Origin of the sequence: Streptomyces sp. BV286 (assembly GCF_019090165.1) — a bacterium.
Lineage (GTDB): Bacteria > Actinomycetota > Actinomycetes > Streptomycetales > Streptomycetaceae > Streptomyces.
In genome coordinates this window covers 20871-43696 of the sequence record NZ_JAHRIB010000061.1, presented here as the reverse complement: position 1 = coordinate 43696, position 22826 = coordinate 20871, and the positions used below count along the sequence as shown (strand labels likewise).

At 71.9% G+C, this 22826-nt stretch carries 19 protein-coding genes and 2 tRNA genes; 6 read left to right on the top strand and 15 right to left on the bottom strand.

The annotated features are described in order from the left end of the window. The first annotated feature begins 41 nt into the window (after window positions 1-41). Window positions 42-839 carry an AraC family transcriptional regulator gene (locus tag KUF83_RS08740; protein ID WP_254643563.1) on the top strand — a complete coding sequence of 266 codons (798 nt, stop codon included), beginning with the start codon at window positions 42-44 and terminating at the stop codon, window positions 837-839. On the opposite strand, the gene KUF83_RS08735 is transcribed toward KUF83_RS08740, so the two are convergent. The 3 genes from KUF83_RS08735 to mshA all read right to left on the bottom strand — a co-directional run bounded on the left by KUF83_RS08735 (window position 818) and on the right by mshA (window position 4526). Beyond that, window positions 818-2551, bottom strand: coding sequence for a glycoside hydrolase family 55 protein (locus KUF83_RS08735; protein WP_217454014.1), 1734 nt, complete (start codon window positions 2549-2551; stop codon window positions 818-820). The genes KUF83_RS08740 and KUF83_RS08735 overlap by 22 nt on opposite strands. A 135-nt stretch (window positions 2552-2686) precedes the next feature. Further along, entirely contained in the window at window positions 2687-3196 is a 510-nt protein-coding gene (locus KUF83_RS08730; protein WP_217454013.1) for a YbjN domain-containing protein, read from the bottom strand. After that, entirely contained in the window at window positions 3189-4526 is a 1338-nt protein-coding gene (mshA, locus tag KUF83_RS08725; protein ID WP_217454012.1) for a D-inositol-3-phosphate glycosyltransferase, read from the bottom strand. The genes KUF83_RS08730 and mshA overlap by 8 nt, the downstream gene beginning before the upstream one ends. Window positions 4527-4875: 349 nt before the next feature. Here mshA and KUF83_RS08720 point away from each other — a divergent pair, with 349 nt between their 5' ends. From KUF83_RS08720 to KUF83_RS08710, 3 genes are all read left to right on the top strand, one after another. Next, window positions 4876-5685: a class I SAM-dependent methyltransferase gene (locus KUF83_RS08720; RefSeq protein ID WP_217454011.1), complete on the top strand. Its 810-nt coding sequence runs from the start codon at window positions 4876-4878 to the stop codon at window positions 5683-5685. A gap of 385 nt (window positions 5686-6070) precedes the next feature. Next, the gene (locus tag KUF83_RS08715; protein ID WP_217454010.1) at window positions 6071-7153 is read left to right on the top strand and encodes a C40 family peptidase; all 1083 of its coding nucleotides are present in this window, start codon (window positions 6071-6073) and stop codon (window positions 7151-7153) included. A gap of 381 nt (window positions 7154-7534) precedes the next feature. Then, complete coding sequence (locus KUF83_RS08710; protein WP_217454009.1) at window positions 7535-8980, top strand: PP2C family protein-serine/threonine phosphatase; 1446 nt, start codon at window positions 7535-7537, stop codon at window positions 8978-8980. 244 nt (window positions 8981-9224) lie between these two features. Here KUF83_RS08710 and KUF83_RS08705 read toward each other — a convergent pair whose 3' ends face one another. From KUF83_RS08705 to KUF83_RS08690, 4 genes are all read right to left on the bottom strand, one after another. Continuing rightward, on the bottom strand, window positions 9225-9563 hold the full coding sequence (locus KUF83_RS08705) for a DUF2516 family protein (protein WP_217454008.1): 339 nt from the start codon (window positions 9561-9563) through the stop codon (window positions 9225-9227). Between the two features lie 173 nt (window positions 9564-9736). Then, on the bottom strand, window positions 9737-10354 hold the full coding sequence (locus tag KUF83_RS08700; protein ID WP_217454007.1) for a hypothetical protein: 618 nt from the start codon (window positions 10352-10354) through the stop codon (window positions 9737-9739). Window positions 10355-10487: 133 nt separating this feature from the next. After that, the gene (locus KUF83_RS08695; RefSeq protein WP_217454006.1) at window positions 10488-11036 is read right to left on the bottom strand and encodes a helix-turn-helix domain-containing protein; all 549 of its coding nucleotides are present in this window, start codon (window positions 11034-11036) and stop codon (window positions 10488-10490) included. Between the two features lie 106 nt (window positions 11037-11142). Next, window positions 11143-11538, bottom strand: coding sequence for an MmcQ/YjbR family DNA-binding protein (locus tag KUF83_RS08690; protein ID WP_217454005.1), 396 nt, complete (start codon window positions 11536-11538; stop codon window positions 11143-11145). A gap of 243 nt (window positions 11539-11781) precedes the next feature. Between KUF83_RS08690 and KUF83_RS08685 the strand changes: the two genes are divergently transcribed. Then, window positions 11782-12630: an AraC family transcriptional regulator gene (locus KUF83_RS08685; RefSeq protein WP_217454004.1), complete on the top strand. Its 849-nt coding sequence runs from the start codon at window positions 11782-11784 to the stop codon at window positions 12628-12630. Between the two features lie 257 nt (window positions 12631-12887). On the opposite strand, the gene KUF83_RS08680 is transcribed toward KUF83_RS08685, so the two are convergent. From KUF83_RS08680 to KUF83_RS08665, 4 genes are all read right to left on the bottom strand, one after another. Then, a complete protein-coding gene (locus KUF83_RS08680; RefSeq protein WP_217454003.1) occupies window positions 12888-13283 on the bottom strand; it encodes a hypothetical protein in 396 nt (131 codons plus the stop codon). Window positions 13284-13359: 76 nt separating this feature from the next. Beyond that, window positions 13360-13433: transfer RNA gene (locus KUF83_RS08675), tRNA-Pro, on the bottom strand. Between the two features lie 12 nt (window positions 13434-13445). Further along, a tRNA-Phe gene (locus KUF83_RS08670) sits at window positions 13446-13517 on the bottom strand. Between the two features lie 35 nt (window positions 13518-13552). Continuing rightward, entirely contained in the window at window positions 13553-14923 is a 1371-nt protein-coding gene (locus KUF83_RS08665) for a hypothetical protein (RefSeq protein ID WP_217454002.1), read from the bottom strand. 561 nt (window positions 14924-15484) lie between these two features. Here KUF83_RS08665 and KUF83_RS08660 point away from each other — a divergent pair. Further along, a complete protein-coding gene (locus KUF83_RS08660; RefSeq protein WP_217454001.1) occupies window positions 15485-16345 on the top strand; it encodes a nitroreductase/quinone reductase family protein in 861 nt (286 codons plus the stop codon). Between the two features lie 55 nt (window positions 16346-16400). On the opposite strand, the gene KUF83_RS08655 is transcribed toward KUF83_RS08660, so the two are convergent. From KUF83_RS08655 to KUF83_RS08640, 4 genes are all read right to left on the bottom strand, one after another. After that, a complete protein-coding gene (locus KUF83_RS08655; protein WP_254643561.1) occupies window positions 16401-18566 on the bottom strand; it encodes an AAA family ATPase in 2166 nt (721 codons plus the stop codon). Window positions 18567-18606: 40 nt separating this feature from the next. Continuing rightward, window positions 18607-19236, bottom strand: coding sequence for a TetR/AcrR family transcriptional regulator (locus KUF83_RS08650; protein WP_217454121.1), 630 nt, complete (start codon window positions 19234-19236; stop codon window positions 18607-18609). A 181-nt stretch (window positions 19237-19417) separates the two neighbouring features. After that, window positions 19418-21742: a phosphotransferase gene (locus KUF83_RS08645; protein ID WP_374106020.1), complete on the bottom strand. Its 2325-nt coding sequence runs from the start codon at window positions 21740-21742 to the stop codon at window positions 19418-19420. A 144-nt stretch (window positions 21743-21886) separates the two neighbouring features. Further along, window positions 21887-22825: a GntR family transcriptional regulator gene (locus tag KUF83_RS08640; RefSeq protein ID WP_217454000.1), complete on the bottom strand. Its 939-nt coding sequence runs from the start codon at window positions 22823-22825 to the stop codon at window positions 21887-21889. Between the last annotated feature and the right edge of the window lies 1 nt (window position 22826).

Sequence of the window (22826 nt, the reverse complement as noted above, 5' to 3'; positions counted from 1 at the left end):
ACTGCCGACCCCCGTGCGACCTCGTCTTGTACGTTCTTTGCATGGTGGCCCAGCGAGAAGTCTCCGCCTGGCGCCCGCGCGTGCCGGGTGTCGTGGAGGTCTTCCACGCCCACTTCACGGAGTACGCGTATCCGATGCACGTGCACGACGCGTGGACGCTGCTGATCGTCGACGCCGGGGCCGTGCGGTACGACCTCGACCGGCACGAGCACGGCACCCCGGACGGCACGGTCTCGCTGCTCCCGCCGCACGTCCCGCACAACGGCTCGCCGGTCACCCCGTACGGCTTCCGCAAACGCGTCCTGTACCTGGACCTCAGCAGGCTCGACGAGACGTACATCGGCGCGGCCGTGGACACGCCGGAGCTCCTCGATCCGGTGTTGCGCCGGCGCGTCGGGCAGCTGCACACCGCCCTCGCCCAGCCCGGTGACGAACTGGAGGCGGAGAGCAGGCTGACCCTGATCGGCGAGCGGCTGCGCGGCCATCTGAGGCCCGGGCCCGCCCCGGACACACTGGCGGCCGACCACCCGCTCGCCCACCGCCTGCGCGAGCTCCTCGACGAACGCCTCCTGCGGGGCGTGACCCTCCAGGAGGCCGCCGCTCTCGTGCACGCGCACCCCGCCCACCTGGTCAGGGCGTTCAGCGGCGCCTTCGGCATACCGCCGCACCAGTACCTGATGTCGCGCCGGGTGGAGCACGCCCGGCGGCTGCTGCTGGAGGGCCGCGCGCCGGGCGAGGTGGCGGCCGAGACCGGCTTCTACGACCAGTCGCACCTGACCCGGCACTTCAAGCGGCTGGTCGGGGTGGCTCCCGGGCGTTACCGCGTCAGTTCGCGCTGAGCGTCGTACAGGTTCCGGGGGCGTACCGCGTCCGTCGTCCCGTACAGCTCCAGGCGGGAGTTCAGCGGCCCGGCGAAGTCGGGCACGTCGATCTGGTCGAACTCCGTCACCTCGTTGATGCCGACCGTGGCGCTGTACGGGGCGAGGCCGTCGATCTTCATCAGGCCGGCGCGGGCGTTGGTGACGCGGATGTTCCAGTGGGTGAAGCGGCCGCCGAAGAGGGGCCCCGCGCTGGCGTCGCCGCCGTGGCGGCCGTTGTTGGTGACGGTGATGTCGGTGCGGACGTTCGCGAAGGGCATGCCGCGGTGGGAGTCGAAGGTGCCCATGCGCATGTCGCCCCGCGACCAGACGTTGTACGAGGACAGCCCCTCGACGTTGATGCCGTGGAGCTGGGTGCCCGCGGGGGCGGGTGTCGTGCGCTCCTCGATCGTGAAGCGGTCGACGAGGTTGTCGTGGGAACCCTCACGGCAGAAGTACGGGTGGTGGGAGCCGCGCCCCGCGACCCGGGTGTCGCGCAGGGTGCAGGCCGAGGCGGCCACCAGGCCGAAGCCGTTGTCCATGTGCCGCACGACGACGTCGTCGGCCCAGCAGTCGTACGCGCACTGGAAGGTGACGCCGTTGAAGCCGCGGTCCAGGAGGTGCGGCGACTGCGGCGTCTCGACGGCCTCGATCGTGAGGCCCTCCACGCCGGACCCCGTCAGGGCCCGTACGTGTGTGGTCAGGCGCGGGTCCCACTCCGGGCGTACGTCGAGCGGGAGCGGGCGCTCCAGGGTGACCTTCCTGCCCCGCACGCGCGCGATGCGCACGGGCCACTCGTACGGCACGTAACTGGTCAGCTTTGTCTTGTCGTCCCAGTGGTAGGCCTCCGGGCCCGGCCCGCCGCCCGCCATGTGCTCCAGGAGGGTGTGTGCGGAGTCGTCGGCGAGGCGCAGGAGGACGAGCCTGCCGGGCGTGAGTCCGGCCGGGTCCGCCACCGTCACCGACCAGGAGCCCCGGCGTGCGGGCTCGACCGTGGTCAGGGTCCGCCACTCGTCGCGCCGGTTGCCCGTCCAGCCCTCGAAGGGCCACTCCTTCGCCCTGATGGCGGCGGTCAGGCCGGTGAAGCGGTCGGTGGGGCAGAGCCAGACGAGGCCGCCCGCCCAGGACCAGGACGACTTGTCGCCGCCGTAGCGCGAGCCGTAGACGCCGATCAGTTCGGTGAGGCTCCTGGTGGCGCGCAGTGTCGTACGGGTGCTGCCGGCGCCGCGCAGGACGACGTCCGAGTGACCGATGTGGATCAGTCCGTCGAGGCGGTACGTGCCGGGCGGGATGAGTACCGTGCCACCGCCGGCCCTTCCGGCAGCGGCGATGGCACGGTTGATCGCGGGTGCGGAGTCGGCCGAGCCGTCCGCCCTGGCGCCGTACGCGCGGACGTCGGCCACGACGGGGCGGCGGGGGAAGTGCGCCGCCCCGGCGCGGTGGCCGGCTCTGCCGACGTACGGGATCTGCGGGTGGGTGAAGGGGGTGCGGGTGAACTCCCGCCAGAGGCCGGGCACTTGGCCCGACCCCGCGCCGGGGCCCGTACGCGCCCGGGGGCCGTTGTCCCACACCGTGGCCGTGTCCGGCCGGGAGGTGGCCGCCCTCGCGGGTGAGCCGGTAGCGGCGACCGCCGCCACGGCTGTCGCGCTGCCGAGCAGGGCCCGCCGGGTGATGCCCGCGCAACGGTCACTCATGTCCGAACCGCCTTCCAGGGAGGGGGACTTCCATGGATATGAACGAAGTTCAGATGTGCGTCGGCGGTGAGCATGGCACGGCACCCTTGCACCGGGAAAGGGTCGTGCAACGGTTAGTTAGTACGGACCACCGGATCAGTCGGTCGAACGCCGAGTCAGGTGACTGAACGCGTCCAGGTTGCGCGTGGACTCGCCGCGCGACACCCGCCAGGCGTACTCCTTGCGGATCGCGGAGGCGAATCCGAGCTCCAGGAGGGTGTTGAATCCGCCGTCGGCGGCCTCCAGGACCGAGCCGAGCAGCTGGTCGATCCCCTCGGCGGTGACGGCCGCCAGCGGCAGCCTGCCCGCCACGTAGATGTCGCCGAGCGGGTCCACGGCGTACCCCACGCCGTAGAGCTTGAGGTTGCGCTCCAGGAGCCAGCGGTGCACTCCGGCCTCGTTCTCGTCCGGGTGCCGGATCACGAAGGCGTTGAGCGACAGGGAGTGTCTGCCGACGATCAGCGAGACGGTCGTGGAGAGCTTCCGGGTGCCGGGGAGCTTCACCACGAAGTGGCCGGGCTCCGGGCTCTCCCACTCCAGTTCGGCGTCCTTGAGGACCTCTTCGACGGTCCCCGCCGCCCGCTCCACGTCCGCCGTCTCAGCCATGGTGGGAGCGTACGTGACGACGGTGCTCGTGCATCGCCGCCGTGTACACGTCGGCCGTGGCCGTGGCGGCCGTGTCCCAGCCGAAGGACTTGGCGTGCCAGGCGGCGGCCGCGCCCATCCGGTCCGGGAGGGCGCGGTTGTCGGCGAAGTCGCGCAGCACGCGCGCGTAGTCGACGGGATTGTGGCCGGGCACCAGGAAGCCCGTCTCCTTGTGGCGCACCGCGACCGGCAGGCCGCCCACCGCGGCGGCGAGCACCGGCGTACCGGCCGCCTGCGCCTCTATGGCGACGAGCCCGAAGGACTCGTTGTAGGACGGCATCACGAGGACGGACGCGGCCCGGAACCAGTCCGCGAGCTGATCCTGGTCGACCGGGGGCCGGAAACACACCACGTCGGCGATGCCCAGCCTCGCGGCGAGCTTCTGCAGACCCTCGGGCTTGGCGAGGCCGCTGCCGCTCGGGCCGCCCACCACGGGCACCACGATGTTCGAACGGAGCTCGGGGCGCTCCTCCAGGAGGACGGCGACCGCGCGCAGCAGCACGTCCGGGGCCTTCAGCGGCTGGATGCGGCCCGCGAAGAGCGGTATCAGGGCGTCCTGCGGGAGGCCGAGCCTGGCGCGGGCGGCGGCACGGCCGTCGGCGGGGCGGAAGCGGTCGAGGTTCACTCCCGGATGGACGACCGCGACCTTGTCCTGCTCGGCCTCGTAGTGCCGGACGAGCTCGTCGGCCTCCTCCGCGGTGTTGGCGATGAGGCGGTCGGCGGCGCGGACGATCTGGGTCTCGCCGATGACACGGGCGGCGGGTTCCGGGGTGTCGCCGGTGGCCAGAGCGGCGTTCTTGACCTTCGCCATGGTGTGCATCGCGTGGACGAGAGGGGCGCCCCAGCGTTCCGCGGCCAGCCAGCCCACATGGCCGGAGAGCCAGTAGTGCGAGTGCACCAGGTCGTAGTAGCCGGGACGGTGTCCGGCCCAGGCCTGCATCACGCCGTGCGTGAAGGCGCACAGCTGGGCGGGCAGGTCCTCCTTGGCGAGCCCTTCGTAGGGGCCCGCGTCCACGTGCCTGACCAGGACGCCGGGCGCGAGCTCCACCTTGGGCGGCAGGGCTCCGGTCGTCGCGCGCGTGAAGATCTCGACCTCGATGTTGATCGCGGCGAGGCGCTGGGCCAGCTCCACGATGTAGACGTTCATGCCGCCCGCGTCGCCCGTGCCCGGCTGGTGCAGCGGCGAGGTGTGGACGGAGAGCATCGCCACGCGGCGCGGCCTGCGGTGCAGCCGGAGCCTCGACGGGGCCGCCGGCGAGCGGCGCCCGAGCCTGCTCACGTACTGGCTCACGTGGCGTTCCTCCTTGCTGCGGACTTACTGCGGACTTAGCGGATTTGCCGCGCTTGCACGGACCGTGTCGCGGGCACGCCTGACGGAGGACGTGGGGCGCCCTCCAGCTCCTTGAACGCCGGCGCACTCTGCTCCATTTCCTCTTTGCCGAATCATTGCCGGAAGTCGCTCAACCGTTCGACCCTCGGCTGCGTGGGCCCGTAGCCCGGCAGGCCGTCCGGCTCAGGAGCACGGGGCCGTCCGGCTCAGGACATGGGACCGTCCGGCCGATGAGGGGGCCCGGGAGCCACCGGAAGCGGGCCCGACGGGCGGGCGGCTCCGCCGATGGGCACCGCCTACCCTGGTCCCCATGAGAGCCCGCGCAGCGACCCCGGTGGGGACGGTCACGCGCGGGACGACCAACCCGAACCGCCTGCGCCGCATGGACCGCTGGATCGCGGCCACCCACGGCGCCGAACTGCGCCGGTCCGGCGACCCCGTGGCGGTCGACCTCGGATACGGGGCGGCTCCCTGGACCGCGCTCGAACTGCTCCAGCGCCTGCGTACCGCCGCTCCACGCGCGCGCGTGGTGGGCGTCGAGATCGACCCGGCCCGGGTCGCGGCGGCGAAGCCGTACGAGCGGGAGGGCCTGGAGTTCCGGCACGGCGGCTTCGAGATCCCGCTGCCGGAGCGGCCGTCCCTGATCCGCGCGGCGAACGTCCTGCGCCAGTACGAGGAGGCCGAGGTCGCCGCGGTGTGGGCCCGGCTGTGCGCCCGCCTGGCACCGGCGGACGCCGTCTCGCGCGGCGGGCTCCTCATCGAGGGCACGTGCGACGAGATCGGCCGTCGGCACGTGTGGGTCGCCCTCGGCCCCGAAGGCCCGCGGACCGTCACGTTCGCCACCCGCCTCGGCTCCCTGGACCGCCCGTCCGACCTGGCCGAACGCCTCCCCAAGGCCCTCATCCACCGCAACGTCCCGGGCGAGCCGGTGCACGCCTTCCTGCGCGACTTCGACCGCGCGTGGGCGAGTGCCGCGCCGTACGCCTCCTACGGCGCCCGGCAGCGCTGGATCCGGTCGGTCCGCGACCTGGCGGCCGACTGGCCGGTCACGGACGGGGTCTCGCGCTGGCGGCAGGGCGAAGTGACCGTGCGGTGGGAGGCGTTGGCGCCGGCCGCGTAGACCCGCCCGCGCAGACCCGCCCGCATAGACCCGCCCGCGTGGCCAGGGGCGGGGCGGAACTCCGGCGCGGCAGAACCCGGTGGCTGGAGTGCGACGCGATGGGGCGCGACGGGATGAGCGGGAGGGGACGGGGCGGGACGGGGCGGGACGGGATGGGGACGGGATGGGGGCGGGATGGGGCGGGACGGGAACGATCTCGCTGAGTGGTTCGTCACATTGACGGGGAGCGCGAGGAAGATCACCGCCTAGTGGGCAGTGAGGGGGAGGGAACGGGCGGTACGGGGGAGGGAGTTCTTGCCCGCCTCTGTCGTAATGCGCGCCGACATGGCACGATCCCCGAGGCGTTCGTAAGTTACTGACGGTAAATCAGTTTGGGGGTCGGTCCATGGGATCCGGCGTGCGGAGCCTGACCACTACGGCCATGGCCCTGGCCTGCGCGGCGACCATCCTGGCCGCGCCAGGCGTGGCGTACGCGGCCCCGACACCCACGCCGACACCCACCCCGACCCCGGCTCCGGCCTCAACGCCCGCGAGCAACGCGGACCTTGAAGCGATCCGCAAGAAGCTGGAGACGCTCTACCACGACGCGGCGGTCGCCACGGACGCGTACAACCTCGCCGAGGAGCGCACCGAGGAGCAGTCCACACAGATCGTCGGCCTCGCCCGCGAGATCGTCGAGGGCAAGGCCCGGCTGGACGAGCTGAAGCACCGCGCGGGCGCCGCGGCCCGCGCCCAGTACCGCGGCGGCGGTCTGCCGGACGAGGCCAAGCTGGTGCTCAGCGACGACCCGCGGGAGTTCCTGGACGGTGCGGGCCGGGTCCGCCAGGGTCAGCAGGCGACCAAGGGCCTGCTCGCCGAAATGCGCCGCACCCAGGACGACTTGGAGCAGTACGCGCGCGACGCGGCGGCCCAGTGGAAGAAGCTGGAGGCCAACCGCGAGGCGAAGGCCAAGGCCAAGAAGAAGGTCAAGAAGCAGATCGCCGCCGCCGAGAAGGTCGAGTCGGCGCTGGAGAAGGAAGAGAAGCAGCGCCTGGCGAAGCTGGAGCAGCAGGCCGCGTACGAGGCGCAGACGAACTGGCTGAGCTCCGGCGTCCTGGATGACGTCAGCGGCAAGGCCACCACCCAGGGCAAGAAGGCCGTGGAGTACGCGACGGCACAGATCGGCAAGCCCTACCAGTGGGGCGCCGAGGGACCGAACACGTTCGACTGCTCAGGTCTCACCTCCCAGGCATGGGCGGCGGCCGGGCAGGGCATCCCCCGCACCTCGCAGGAGCAGTGGAAGCAGCTCGACCGCGTCTCCGTCGAGGCCATGCGCCCGGGCGACCTCATCATCTACAACTCCGACGCCAGCCACGTCGCGCTGTACATAGGCGACGGCGCGATGATCCACGCACCCCGGCCCGGCCGTACGGTGACGATCGCGGGAGCGGGCTCGATGCCGATACTCGGAGTGGTGCGCCCCGACTAGTGGGGCCCGCCCGCCCCGGCAGGAGCGCACCCGCGCCAGGCGCCCCGACAGGGTGAGGGGCATACGTCCCGTCGAGCGAGGCTTGTCGCATTGGTGCCGTACCGGGTCCGGCCGGGTGTCACGCTCGCGTGACCTGCCGCACGTGATGCGCGGCACGTTCCGGGCCACCGATCAACCACCGGGGCGTGATGTACGTCATCCCGTACAAGCGCACATCCTGCCCAATTGCGGTACAGGATGCGGCATATGACGGTGGCTGCATTCGACACGTGCATCCTTACGCCATTCCTATGGGGCGGCGCCTGACGCTATGGTCCCCGTCGGTGGGTCGAGGTCCCTCGGCCCGCCATGCCCTCGGGGGGAGGGAAGGAACCCAAGACGATGCCCGTACCCGTACCGCGGCAGAGAGCGATCCCCGCCGTGGAAGGTGGTCAGGCTCGCGCCGCGTCTTCTTCCGGCGGACCGGCGCAGGCCGCGCCCGCACCCGTACCCGCGCCCGGCGAGCCGTCCGGCCAGGCGCCGCCCTCGACGAGGCGCGGCACCGACACCGGCCACGGCGAGACCGGCCACGGCGGCGGTGCCGTCACCGGCACCGCCCCGCTGACGTTGCTCGTGATCGAGGACGACCCGGCCGGCGCGCTGACCGTGCCCGAGCTGCGGGACGCGGCCGGCAAGCAGATCCGCGTCCGTACCGCACGCAACCTCACCGAGGCCGAGCGGCTGCTCACCGACGACGTCCAGTGCATCCTGCTCGACCTCGCGCTGCGGACCCCCGGCCCGGCGGCCACAGCGGAGGAGGCGGACGACGAGCTGGCCACGCTCAAGCACGTGCTGCGGCTCGCGCCCCGGCACGCCGTCCTCGCGCTCACCGCGTCCGAGGACACCGAGCGCGGCGCCGAAGCCGTGCGCGTCGGCGCCCAGGACTATCTCTTCCGCGACGAGCTGGACGGCCGGCTGCTGAGCCGCGCGATCCGCTACGCGGTCGAACGCAAGCGTTCCGACCGGGCCGAGCGGCGGCTGACCGAGTCCAGGCTGCGCGCGCAGGAGAACGCGCGGCTGGAGCGCGGTCTGCTGCCCACCCCGCTCCTGGAGGGCTCCTCGCTGCGGTTCGCCGCGCGCTACCGGCCCGGCCGCTCACGCGCGCTGCTCGGCGGCGACTTCTACGACACCGTCCGCACTCCCGACGGCACCGTGCACGCCATGATCGGTGACGTCTGCGGGCACGGCCCCGACGAGGCCGCGCTCGGTGTGGAGCTGCGGATCGCGTGGCGCGCGCTGACGCTGGCGGGCCTGTGCGGCGACCGGCTGCTGTCGACGCTCCAGCAGGTTCTTGAGCACGAGCGCGACAGCGAGGAGATCTTCGCGACGCTCTGCACGGTGGACATCGCACCCGATGGCCGCCGCGCGGGTCTGTGCCTGGCGGGCCATCCCGCTCCGCTGATCTCGCGCCCGGCCCGCTCCCGGGCACTGGCGGGCGTCGACGGTACGGGCGTGATCGATGCACCCCCCGTCGCCGAGCTGCTGCCGTTCGAGAACGGCGGCCCGGCGCTCGGTCTCCTGCCGAACGCCCGGTGGCCGCGCCAGCAGGTGGAGCTGGGCGGCGAGTGGAGTCTGATGCTCTACACGGACGGCCTGATCGAGGGCCGGACCGGCGAGGGCAGGGAGCGGCTCGGCCAGGACGGGATGGTGGACATGGTCCGCCGCCAGCTGGCCCAGGGCCTGCGCGGCGAGGAACTGCTGCGCGCCGCCGTGAACGAGGTGCGCGACCTCAACGGCGGGGAGCTGACGGACGACGTGGCGGTACTGCTGCTGGACCGTATGGCGTAGGCGCAGGGCACGGCGTCCGGTACGTGCGTCGGGTACGTACGTACGTCCGGTCCGGGGCCGTCACTGCCCGGGCAAGGGAGACCTGGCGCGAGGGTTCTGTCGAGGTGCTCGGTGCCGGGCGTCGGGCGCCAAGAGCCTGCTGCCGGCCGGTCGGCCCCCGGGGCTTCCGAAACGCCCGGCCTCCGGCATTCGGCATTCGGCCTCCGGCTTTCGGCTTTCGGCTTTCGGCTTTCGAGACCGGGGCTCAGCGCCCGCCGTTGTAGGGACCGTACGGACCGTCGCTGCTGCTGCCGCCGCCGCGACGGCCGCCGCCACCCGAGACCTGCTTGAGGGCGGGCCGGACGTCGACGAAGAAGACGATCGTGGCGATGAGGCCGGCGATCTGCAGGAAGACCATCGGGACCAGCAGGTTCACGGCCACCGTGACACCGAGGATGACCAGCCAGAACATCTTGCTCTGCTTGTTCGCGGCACGGTAGGCGTCGTCGCGGGCCAGACCGGCCATGACCAGCGCCACCACCGCCAGCACCAGCATGGCGGTGAAGAGCAGCCACATGAGGCCGCCGAATGCCGTCAAGAGCATGTGCCCACCACCCGAGTCGAGTCGTCGTCCCTACGCGGTCACCGTACCCGCAGAACGGGCCGGGGACTCCGATAGTGCCCGGAGTCCCCGGCCCGTTCGCGTGACACGGGTCCGCTGTTACGGCTTGTATCCCCTGCCGCTCACTTGCCGCTCGCTTCAGCCCGAGCTCGCGCCTACTTCGCGGGCGGCGTCGTCTTCTTGGCCGTGGCGTTGGTGGCGGCGGTGGTCTTGCGGGCCGGGGCCTTCTTGGCCACGGGCTTGGCCACCGGCTTCTTGGCCGGGGCGGGCGTGGCCTTGACCTCGGTGGGCTTCTCGTCCTTGACCTCGACCGGCGCCGTGTTCGGCTCGACGGCGATGGCCAGCTCCTCGATCTCCTCGGCCGCCTCGCCGCGCCAGGTCTTCACGGTCTGCTCGCCGTGCTCGGCGACCTTCTCGTACGTCTCGCGCGCCTTCACGGCGTACTCGGCGGCGACGCCGACGCTGCGCAGGGCGAGGTCCTGAGCGGACTCACCGATCTTCTTCAGGTCGGTGTCCAGGTTGGTGATGAAGCCGCTCACCCGGGTCTGGATGGTCTCCTGCGCCTCCTTGGCACGGGCGGAGGCCTTCTCCTGGACGGCGTTCGGGTCGATGCCGCGAACGGCGTCGATACGGGCCGGCGCCTCGGCACGAAGCTGCTCGACGATGCCGGGCACCTTCTTGGCCTGCTGGATGGCCAGGTCGGCCGTGCCTGCGGCGAAGTAGAGCGGGGTCGGGTCGCTGAAGGTCTTGCGCAGGTCGTCGGTGATGGCCATGGTGGCGGTCCTCCCGGAATCGCTAAGGCGTGGAGCGTGAGGGTTTGTCTGTCGGTACTCCGCGGCCGACCGGGCAGATCGGGCCGGTCCGTACCGGACTCGGCCGTGCCGCGCCCGGTCGTGCCGGACTCGGTCAGCCGGCGGAGGAATGCTTGTCAAACGGGCTGTGCGGGTTGTGCGGGTCATGCGGATCGTTCTCTGCGGCATCGCTGCCGTCGGCCGTGCGGGCCCTGTCAACGACGGTGTCCCCACCATTCGTTACGGCTGTTGCGTCCGCTGCGCCTGTCGTGTCGGCGTCCGTGACGTCCAGAGCGTCCTCGACGGTCTTGATCTCGAACCCGTTCTCCTTGCGGAAGGACTCGTAGATCTGGAGCAGCACCTGCTTCTGCCGCTCGGTGAGCGTCGGGTCCGCGATGATGACCGCACGCGTCTCCACCTCGTCCCGGTCGCGCTCCGCGTCCAGGATCCCGGCACGGACGTACAGCGTCTCGGCGGAGATCCGCAGGGCCTTGGCGACCTGCTGCAACACCTCCGCGCTCGGCTTGCGCAGCCCGCGCTCGATCTGGCTCAGATACGGATTGGACACCCCGGCCGCCTCGGCGAGCTGCCGCAGGCTCAGCTGCGCGTTGCGCCGCTGGTCCCGCAGGTACTCACCAAGATTGCCGACGTTGAGCGATGCCATGCCCCCACCCTGCACCACCCTTGCTAACTATTGCAAGCACGTGCTTGCAAAAGTGCGCTACGCCACGTCCGGCGGGCGGTGTCCTGGAGCCGGTTGCCGTCCGCGCTCACCGGGCCGTCCGCGTGCCGGTGCCGTAGGTGTGCGGGTCGACGGGCTGCTCGGCCTTGGACAGAAGGGCGACGACGAGCCGGTAGGAGTCGGTGACGAGCTCCCTGACGAGCTCCTTGTCGATGCCTTCTCCGCTCTCCAGGGTGATCCAGTGCTTTTTGTTCATGTGGTAGCCGGGGGTGATGTGGCTGTACTGCTCCCGCAGGGCGTGGGCTTCGCCGGGGTCCGCCTTGAGGATCACGACGGGGCGTCCGGGGACGTCGGTCATCAGCATGAACACCTTGCCGCGCACCTTGAAGACCTCCCAGTCGGGGCCGAAGGGATGCTCCAGCTGGGCTCCGGGAAGTTCCTCGGCGCGGTCGGCGGCGGTCTTGTGCAGAGTCGATCCGTTCATGGGTGGTGAGCCTTCTCGGGTGGTGACGGGCTGCGGCATCGAAGGGGGCGCAGAGCGCGCCGCGCGGGCGCGGTGGCGCGTTCCATCCTTCCGTCGAAGCCGACGGGAAGGGCGGTAGGCTGCGGACACGTGATGGTCGACAAGCGACACTCGAGGCCGAGCGTGCAGGGCGGGCGGGGCGGACCAGTTGCGGTTCCGCTGTACGGTTTCCAGCCCCCGGTCGGTACTCCCTACGGCCTTGAAGTGAGTACCGTCGAGGACTTCTTCGCCCAGCACGACAGCTGGCCGTGGAACCCGCCCCGGCCGGGCCGTGCCACCTTCCACTACCTGATCCTGGTCACCGAGGGTGAGCTGCGGCACGACGTCGACCACGTCACGCGGACCGTCGCCGCCGGCCAGTGGCTGTGGGTGCGTCCCGGGCACGCGCAGTGCTGGCATCCGCCCGGCGCGGCGCGCGGCCCGTTCATCCTGTTCGAACCGGACGTGCTGCGGCCCGACATCGCCCGTCTGCTGGCCCCGCTCACCGCGCACGACGCCCCTGCCGTGCTGAGCCCGCAAGCCGACGACGCCGCCTGGCTCCAGCAGACGGCGCTCCAGCTCCTGGACGAACACCGCGCACTGGGACGCCGCCCTCTCGACATCCACCACGCCCTGCGGCGCAGCCTGCTCGAATCGCTGCTGCTGCGCCTGGCCAACTCCCCGGGCCTCGACCCCCTCGGTACGGCAACGGCCGCCGCCACGGCCCGCGCCGACCGCGGCCGTGCCGACAGGTACGGGCGCTTCCTGGACACCCTGGAGCTGCACTTTCGCGAGTTGCATCACGCCGCGGACTACGCCGAGTTGCTCGGCTGTTCGGTCCGCACCCTCAGCCGTGCCGCCCGGGACGCCACGGGCAAGGGTGTACGTGAACTCATCGACGAGCGGCGCCTCCTGGAAGCCCGGCGCCTGCTGGGAGGTGCCCGGTGGGATGCCCGGACTGTGGCCGTCCACCTCGGCTTCACCGACCCCGCGAACTTCGGCCGCTTCTTCCGCGACCGCACCGGCCTCACCCCGGCCGCCTTCGCCGCCCGCGCAGCGAGGACCGACGTGTGACGGAAACCCGGCGTCAGCCGGCCGAGGAAACCCGTCCCGGCCGACACCTGAACGTTCCAGGCCACGGATGCCCGCCGGGCTTCGGCACGATGGTCACCAGGTGACAGTCAGCCGCTCCTCTTCCTCGTCGTTCCTCGCCGTTCCTCATCGTCCGCAGACCCTGCGGCCCCACGCCCCGGAGGCACTCCGCTGCCCCCTCCGCCGATGCGGCCCCTCCGGGTAGCCGGGCCACGCCTGTCCGCCCGTCGCGGCCCCGGCTACCAGATGATGACCCCGCCGCCGATGTCCAGCGCCCGCCGGGCCGCGTCCACGATGTTGTCCAGGCGGCGGCCCACGTCGTCGGCGTGCTCGGAGGGGGATCTCGGCGGGCCTGTTCCCGGGTCCGGGTCCAGGTGCTCGGCGATCCGCGTCAGGTGCGCGCGGACGAGGTCGCACTCGGCGAGGAACGCGGGCATCTCGTCCGGCGCCACGGTGAGGTCCTCGGTGGCCAGTCGCGGAAGGAACCGCGCGCCCAGCGAACGGACCGGCTCCGACCCCCACACCTCGGTGCGCCAGTGCTCCCCGCCCGCCGCGTCGGAGCATCCGGGCGGCACGTCCAGCACCTCGATGCCGCCCTCAGCACGGGGCACGTACACATCGACCGACAGACTCATGGCAGGGAGTCGACCACGGACAGGTGCCGGCGGTCCACCGTGCACCGGTCACAGCACGGGGTCCGGCCGTCCCACAGGCACCGGAGCAGGATTCGAACCTGCGTCCACCCGGTCCCGAGCCGGGCGCTCCACCGCAGAGCTTCCCGGTGCCCGTGGCACGAACGACGGGGGCAGGGCTCGAACCTGCGTCCAACCGGATTTCAGCCGGCCGCTCCACCACTGAGCTTCCCCGTCGCTGTCCCGATCCTCGCCACTGACTCCCTCACGGGTCAAAGGATTTCCGATGCGGCGGGACGCGGCTTCTTCCCGGAGAACGCGCCCGTGGAGCGGAGCAGCGTCGCCAGCATCGGGTCGGCGACCGTCACCCCGTGCACCAGCTCGGGCGTCGCCCGGAACGGCACGGCACTCACAGCCCGCCGGGCCCGGGTCCAGCCACCCCGCTCCGGATCCACGCCGTTGCGCCGGCACACCTGATCGACCAGCCACCGCGGGCACTGCGCCTCGCCCCGCAACACCTCCCAGGGCAACGGCAGTTCCGCCCACACGTCGGTGTCCGGGTGCAGCCCGCCGCCCGACCGGCGGTGCCACGCGGCGACATCCGCCGCGACGAGCAGCAGCACCTTGCCGGGGCAGATCCGATCGATGACGTCACCCGCCCCCATCGACTCCAGCAGCGCGAACCAGTTGGCCCGCGCCCTCGTCCACGCCCGGGCGGCCTGGTTCCAGGTCGTGGAGTCGTTCCCGCGCTGCACGATCATCGTCGTACGGTCCAGGGGCCCCCGCTCCCACACCGCCTCCAGTTGTTCGGCGACGTCGAGCAGGATCCGGTACCAGCGCCCGAGCAGCGTCCCCCGCTGCTCGTCTCCGACGTGCCGCAGCACGTCGGCCGTCGGATGCACGTGCGCGACGGCGAACCAGCCGGCCGTCCCGGGCTCCAGCCGCCGGTAGAGCGCCTCGGCCACCTCGTCGTACGCCTGTTGCTGCCCCTGGATCGTGAACTCGCCGCGCAGGTTGGCGCGGGCGGTGAGGTACGCGATGAAAGCCGCCGTGGCGTGATCGGCCGCGAACTCCTCGTACGACAGCCGGGACGCGAGGCCGCTCTTGCCGATCATCGTGATCTCGCGCTTGCGCTGTCCCGCGAGGATCGTGGCGAGCTTGGCCTCCATGCGCCGCAGCAGCCTGAAGCGCTTGTTGTACTGCCGCTTGGACACCTCGCCCAGTCCGGCCTCGGCGCGCTGAGTGCGGTTCAGCCGGTCGTCGAGGAAGTCGCTGCGGCCGAACTCCTTGCGGATCTCGGCACCCGCGGCCCTGATCGCCGCCTCCACCTGTGCGGGATCCTCACCGGCCTCGTCGGGCAGCACCTGCACGGACTCGAACAGGGCTGCCGCTCGGTCCAGTTGGCGCCCGGCACCGACCGGGCGGGCGAAGTCCTCCAGCATCGAGGTGTATCCGTGCCACAGGGTGCGCAGCGAGGTGCGGGTGGCCTTGTCGAGCGCCCTGCGGGTGGCCGGGTCGAGGCCGTCCGGCCCCGCGCCCGCTTCGAGGAGGTCGCGGACGAGCTGGGCCACGTCCTCGGGACGCTTGCGCAGACTGAGAGAGGCGTACAACTCCCGCAAGACCGCCTCGGTGTTCTCGGACATGCGCACCAGGCTGACATCCGGCGCCCGACGGTTCCACCGGATTGATTTCGCCGAGCGCGGCCGATATCAAGCACCGCGAAAACAAAGGCATTGCCTGTACGCGCCCATTCCCCTAATCTCTTCTCCGTGACTGCCGGGTCGGCCATGGGCCAAGAAACAGTAGGGTTCCCGGCCTCCGAGTGAGGCCCGGGCGGGCCAGAGGGCCGCCCTTTCTCCCGTGCGTACGCCGAGCGCTCGTAGCGGGCGCCGCACGGCGACACGCCAGGCGGGCCAAGCGTGCCGAGCGCGTCGCATCCGCGTACCCACGTGCCCCGTTGCCCCGTACGCGCATCCACGTATCCACGCATCCACGCGCCAGCCCAAGGGCACACCGACGCGACCACGCCTCCGTACAGCGTGCGTTCGCGCGTCTCGCCACCGTAAGCGTCCACGTCACCCCCCGCTCCAGCGCTGAAGTTTCCGGCGCTCACCGTTCCATCACCCCCGCACGGGCGGGACCGAATTCGCCGCGTGGCGATTCCCCATGCCCTGATCCGGAATCCACCGAGAAGAAAGAAGAGAATGCCCAACGACTTCAACCAGCAGGTCATCGAGGAATTCCGCGCCAACGCCGGGGAGGTCGGCGGCTATTTCGAGGGCGCCCGGCTGATCCTGCTCACCACCACTGGGGCCCGTTCCGGCGAGCGCCGCACCACCCCCCTCGGCTACTACCCCGACGGCGGCGGCAGCGTGCTGGTCATCGCCTCGGCAGGCGGCAGCCCGAAGCACCCGGACTGGTACCACAATCTCGTCGCACAACCCCAAGTCACGGTGGAGACAGGGGTGTTCACGTACGAGGCCAAGGCCGAGGTGCTGACGGGCGCCGCACGCGACGAGGCCTTCGCCCGCGCGGTCGAGGCCGACTTGGGCTGGGCGGAATACCAGGCCGGTACACGTCGCGTGATTCCGGTCGTCGCCCTCCACGAGATCGCCGGCGACGGCCCGCCGAACGTGAACGCCTCCTCGATGGGGCAGGCGGTCAAGGCGATCCATGACGCGTTCCGCCGCGAACTCGCCCTGATCCGCAAGGAGATCGGCGAGGCGGGCGCCACGCTCGGCGCCCAGCTCCGTATCAACTGTCTGACCTTCTGCCAGGGCCTGCACAACCACCACACCGGCGAGGACCTCGGCATGTTCCCCTTCCTGGCCGACCAGCGCCCGGAGCTCTCCCCCGCCCTGGACCGCCTGCGCGAGGAACACGTGCAGATCGCCGCTCTGACCGCGGAGTTGAAGCAGGTCATCGGTACGGCTCAGGCGGACCCCGCGCACGTACGCGAGGAGGTCGAGCGCCTCACCGCCGCGCTGGAGGCGCATCTGACCTACGAGGAGGAGCAGTTGATCCCCGTGCTCGACGCTCCGGCAGGGCCCGGCGACACCCCGTAGACCGGTCGGCCGGGGATGCCGTTCACCGCCGGCGAGCCACGCGCGGCCGCAGCCCTCACTCGAACGGCAACGGCCGCGCGTGTACGACGTCCAGCCTGGACACGGCCCGCGTCAGGACGACGTACAGCTGGTTCAGCCCCCGCCCCCGCCCCGACCCCCGGCCCCGTTCACCTACCGGCCCGTCCGCGATCGTCGCCGGCTCCACGGCGACGACGTGGTCGTACTCGAGTCCCTTCGCGGCTCCGGCCGCCAACACGGTCGTACGAGCCCTGAGTTGGTCCACATCGGCCACTTCGATCCCGGCGGCGTCGAGCGCCTCCCGCACCCGCTCGACGTCCGGGTCGGCCGCGATGACCCCCACGGACCCTTCGTGGGTGAGCGCCCGGCGGACGGCGTCGACCGTCTCGCGCAGCACGTCGTCCGTGGGGAGGATCCTCAACTCGCCGTCCCTGCGCAGGGACCGCCCCGGAGGCACCCCCACGTCCAGCAGGGCCAGTACCCGGTTGGCCAGTCCGACCACCGCCTCGGGCACCCGGAACCCGATGGTCAACGGCACGACCGCCGCCTCGGGCTTCCCCAGGTGCGCAAGCAGCTCGCCCCACTCCCGCGCGGCCCACGGCGTGGTCCCCTGGGCGAGGTCGCCGAGGACCGTGACCGATCCGAAGGTGGCGCGGCGGCCGATCGCACGGCATTCCATCGGCGACAGGTCCTGCGCCTCGTCGATGACCAAGTGGCCGTATCCGACGGGGTGTTCGGCCAGTCCGGCCACTTCGTCGAGCAGCACCAGATCGGCGGTGGACCAGCGGGCCGACTTCCACGACCTGGGCGGCCGCGCCCACAGGACCGCCTTCTGCTCGTCCGCGTCCAGGACACCGTCCGCCGCCGCGGCCAGTGCGTCCGGGTCGGTGAGCAGCTCCGCGACGACCTCCTCCGGCCGCACCCTGGGCCACACCGCGTCGACGTACGCGCTCACGGGCCGTGCCCGCGAGACCTTCTGCAGCCAGGCGTTCGCCGGGGGCCCGGACCGCAGTTCCGCCTGGGCCTGCAGATGCCGCACGACCCGGGTCCGTACGCGCTCCCGTCCGACGGCGTACGGCGGCTCCTCCGCCCGTACGTCCGCCACGATCCGCGCGAGCGCCCGGGCGGGCACCCGCCAGCGGTACGAACCGTCGGGCACGGCCAGGTCGTCGGCGACGGCCGGGTTCACCCTGGCGTACAGGGCGCGCCGCAGCACCTCCGCCATGCGCGCGTCGTGCTTGACGACGGCGGCCGTCTCGTCGTCCTCGCCCCTGATCGGGTGCCGGCCGATCTCGTCGGCGATCGTGGACTGCCGCACGCCGGTCTCGCCGAGCGCGGGCAGCACCTCCGAGATGTAGGAGAGGAAGGTGGGGTTCGGCCCGAGGATCAGCAGTCCCCCGCGCCGGATGCGCTGCGGATACGTGTAGAGCAGGTACGCGGCCCGGTGCAGCCCGACGGCCGTCTTGCCCGTGCCGGGCGCGCCCTGGACGCACACGGACACGGCGAGGTCCGCCCGTACGAGGTCGTCCTGGTCCGGCTGGATGGTCGCGGCGATGTCGCGCATCGGGCCGACGCGGGGGCGCTCGATCTCGCTCGCGAGAATGCGGCTCCCCTTCTGAGGGCTCGTAGGGCGCTCGTTCCCGCCGAGGTGCTCGTCCTCCAGCCCGGTGAGGTCGGCGGAGTCCCCCCGGCTGCCCGGCGCCCAGCCGAACCGCCGCCGCACGTCCACACCCTGTGGATCGCGGGAGCTCGCCTGGTAGAAGGCGCGGGAGACGGGCGCACGCCAGTCGACGACGAGGGGCGGGGCCGCGGGGTGCTCGCTGATCCTCCGCCGTCCGATGTGATAGCTCTGCCCGGCATGGTCACCGGCGGCCGGGCGGTCCCTGCCGTGGTCCAGCCGCCCGAAGAACAGCGGGCCTTCGGGCAGCTCGCGCATCTCCTTCGCCCGGCTGCGGAGCCGGTACCCGAGTACTTCGGCGTCGGCACCGGACGCCGACACGTCCTCTCCCGAGACGACGTGCTCCTGTGCCCCTTCGACCATCGCGGCGAGGGCGGCACGGCAGACGTCGTGGTAGTCGCGTTCGCGTCGGAGGACCGCGTCGAGTGAGCGGTCGGGGAAACGGTCGGGCGAGCTGCCCTGGGAGGCCGTGGCGGAAGGGTCCTGGGGCCGGGAGGAGCCGCGGGCGGGGTCGGCTGACGTCATTCGGCTGAGAATACCCGAAAATGCAACTGAGTTAGATTTCTTACTCTGTCGCGTACTCCGGGAGTCCTTCCCTCAGCCTCGCGAACGCGCCCTCCGCCGCCTCGACGGCATCCCCCCGCACCGTGGCGACGTCCTCGCCCCGGGCGATCCGCCGCCAGTTCTCCATCGCGAGGATCCGCTGCACCGCGACGACCTGCCCGGCGGCGAGCCGCGCTCCGAGACTGCCGCCGAGCGCCGCGGCGAGGGCGGCCTCGGACCGCTCCAGGTACTCGTACAGCCGCGCCACCAGGGACGGAGTCCCGTACAGCAGCTCGTGGAAGGCAAGGATGTGGGGATCGCCGTTGACGCCGGTCACGGGGTCGCTCCGCTCGATCCCGGCGAGGAAGTGGAGCCGCAGCGCGTCGATCGCGGACTGCCCGGGCGCCCGCCCCCCGACCACCCGCGCGGCCTCGGTCTCGTGATCGGCGAACCGGTGCAGGACGAGGTCCTCCTTCGCGGGGAAGTACCGGAAGAGGGTCGGCTTGGAGATCTCGGCCGCGGCGGCGACCTCCGCCACGGAGACCCTCTCGAACCCCTTCGCGAGGAAGAGCTGGATGGCGACGTCGGAGACGTCCTGGTACATCCGCAGCTTCTTGCGCTCCCGCAGCCCCATGGCGTTCGCGGCGCCCATCACGGCTCTCTCCTCACCCGCGCGGCTCGCACCAGCCGCGTCCCTCGCACCCGTCTCGCCCATGCCCCGAGCCTACGCAGTTTCCGGACTCCCGCCCTCCCCTTGGACCCGACGAGGTTGGCGGCCGGGGACCGCGCTCCCGGGGCCCACGAAGGCACCGCGGCCACGGGCGGCGCGGAACTCACCGCGGTGACGGGGAACGGCCGGCCGACGGAAGGGCCGCCACCGAGGACGCGGGCACGGCCACGACCGGCCGCCCGCCCCCTGAGGCGGGACCGCGGTCCCGCCGCTCCGGGCCCGGGCCGCCCCCGGCCCTGGGCGACGGGCGCAGCGGAAGGCCGAGCGAGGCCGTGGCGGCTCTGAGAGTCATCGCGTACGAGTCCACCGCCCGGCGGACGTTGGGGGCGTCGAGGCCGGCCCCGGTGACCATGCGGTCGAGATCCACGTACGCGGAGCGGACCAGCTCGATCCAGCGGTAGACCCGCCAGTCCTTGCGCCAGTCGCGCGTGTGCGTGGCGGGCAGCAGCTTCTCCCACGCCCGGAAGAGGCGGTCCCGGATCTCCGGCCGCGTGGGGGTCAGATGCAGATGCCGGACCAGGTCGTACAGGGGGTCACCGATCATCGCCATCTCCCAGTCGATGATGGTGAGCGCGAAGCCGTCGTCCCGGCGCACGAGGTTCCATGGATTCAGGTCGCCGTGCAGCAGGGTCGGTTCCCGGAACGTCAGCTCGTGCCTGGCGAGGATCTCCTTCAGCCGGGCCGCGTCCGGCAGTCCCATCGCCCGGGCGAGTTGCTGCGACTCGCTCGGCAACTGCGCGACGAACAGGACCAGTTGGTCGCTTAGCCAGTGGTGGAAGTCCGCCTCGCGAGCCGTCGGATCCAGCTCGCTGAAATCGACGTCCGTCAGCGCGGCGAGCTGGCCCACGAGCCCGTCCGCCTCGTGCGGGAGGAGACCGAGGACCGGATGGTTGGGGGGCTGGTCGCTGTTCAGCGGCCCCACGTAGGTGTGGATGGCGAACAGGTCCTCGGGATGGCTCTCGCCCAGCGCGAGTACGCGCGGAGCCGTCACCGCCACCTTGGACCGCTCGATCGCCCGGAGCACCGCGTGCTCGCTGAGGAAGCGCGGCTCACGGCGCGCCGGGGACACGATCTTGCGGCGCACCACGACCGGGAAGTCGACGTCCGGGACCCGGACCACCGTGTTGAGGTGTGCCGTGCCCTTGAACACCCGGCCCGTGGGTGCGGCGCCCTCGGCGACCAGGGCGTCGTGCACCGCTGCCGGAGGGAACCCGGGGTGCCTCTCGACGCGCCTGTCCCGCTTCCAGCGGACGGCGGGCCGGCCCCCGCGCTGACGCCATGCCGTCTGCCACCGGTGGAGCACCCGCTCGACCTCGAGCCTCTCCGGCACGGCCGACAGCCCGAGCGGCTCCGCCGCGGACGCCAGCGCCTGACGCACGGTGGCCACCGCCTCGGTCAGCCGCCTGTCCTCGTGCCCGTCCTCATGCCCGTCCTCGTGCCTGTCCTCGTGCCCGTCCTCATGCGCGTCCTGCAGCGACCTCGCGGCCCGTATCACGTCCGGAAAGACCGACTGCGCGTGCTCGAAGGCGATGTAGTGACGCAGGTCCCTGGCGAGGCCGTTGGTCGCCGCAGGCTTGATCGTCTGCATGGCCTGCGCCCAGGCGCTGATCGCCTCGTCCCGCTCCCAGTCCGCGTACCGCATCCGCACCAGGTGCGTGGCGAGGTCGTGCAACGGGTCGCCGTAGGTGGCCTGTTCCCAGTCGACGCAGACCAGATGGGGGTCTCCGTGGGTCGTCACCACCACGTTGTCCCGGTGCAGGTCGGTGTGGAGCAGGCTGTACGGCCTGCGGGCCATGGCGGGAACCCGCGCGGCCAGCCTGGTCAGGGCGTCCTCCGGGACACCCAGGGCGGCGAAGAGCCCACCGTAAGCAGCCCAATTGGGCTGACGGATCTGCCGGTCGGCGAGCTGCGTCAGCATGCGCAGAAAGCCCTGACTGTCCTTGTCGTTGCGCGGCCAGTCGGCGGGCAGCGGCGGGAGCGCCTCCCTGCGCACCTGCGACATCCGCGCCAGGACCTCGGCCAGGGCGCCCATCGTGATGCCGTCGACCGGTTTGCCGCTGGGGCACAGCTGGGAGAGCGGGATGCCTTCCACATGGCTGTGGACGGCCGAGTCCCTCCGCGTGGCGAGACAGCGCGGCACCTGCGGCAGGATCCCGCGCGCGGCATCGAGGATCCGCGCCTCGTGCCGCCAGGTCCTGACCACGACCGGCAGGGCTTCGGGCCTGCGGATCCGTACGACGACCGGGGTGCCCGCCTCGGCGTCGACGTACCGTGCCATGGCCTCCGTCAGGGGCAGCACGTAATTGCGGTGGTGATGGCCGCGGCTCATCACTCCGAACTGTTTCGCCCGCCGTACGAACTCGTCGTAGGCGTCATCGGCGGCACGTCGCTCCCGTGAGGCTGGCCCGGAAGCAGGATGTGCGCCCACGGGCCACTCCTGGAGCTGGAAGGTGTGCACACCCTAGTGCGCGCACGAAGGCCTCACGACCGGAGTCGGAGGATCCGAGGTCTCAATGAGGTGTACGACACTGCGCGGGACGCGCGTGGCGTACGACGCCGGCCGGGGCGCCGGTCACTCGGAGAGGTGCGTCCAGACGGACTCGAACCACGCGTTCATGCCGGCCACGAAGACGGAGTCGTGGGAGCCCGGGTCGTCGTCCACGTCGAACCGCGACAGGGTGGCGCCGAGGCCGAGGACGTCGAGGGCGTCGATCCGCTCGCCGTCCTCGAACTCGATGGGCCGTTGCACCACCTGGTAGACGCCGTGCAGCGCCTGGACCCCGTTGAGCAGGTAGAGCTTGAACGCGGGCGCAAGGGGCGCGCGCCGTATCCGGATGTCGCAGGACGGGACGAGGCCGTCCACGCGCAGGTCGCGGAAGACGGCGTTCAGTGAGGCGGTCTGCCGGCCGGTGATCTCGCGAAGGCGTTTGCGCGGTCGTGGATCGCTCGGGTTTTCGGCGTTCCGCGGATACGGGAGGTCCACGCCGTCGGAGGGGAGCAGCAGGCGCAGGGTGATGCTCTGAGGGGTGATCGCCCCCCGCCTGATCCGCTCCTCCTGCAGCCTTATGTGGGCGTCCAGGGACTCCGAGGTCAGGGTGTAGACGTCCAGAGTGACGTGGGGCCGCTCGAAGGCCTCACTGATGAGGGGGCGCAGGATCACTTCCTCATGCGGCCGACTGCCGCGCTCCCCTGATGTCTGCGTCTCCGTCCCGGCCTGCGCCTGCGCGGGCAAAGACGTGGGCGCGGACACGGACGCCGCCGCGGACCCGGCCGGGACCTTGACCACCCGGGACCCGCTGCCCTGCCGCGAGGCGATCCACCCGTGGTTCCGCAGCTCCCTCAGCACGCGCTGCACGGTGTCACGGGACACGTCGAAGTCCTCGGCGAGCTGACGCTGGGGAGGCAGGAGGGACCCGAACGGATGGGTGCCGTCGGCGATGCGAGCCCGCAGCGCCTCCAGAACACGCTCGAACTCCCTGCCACCGCCGTCGACCGCCCGCCCTTCAGTCACA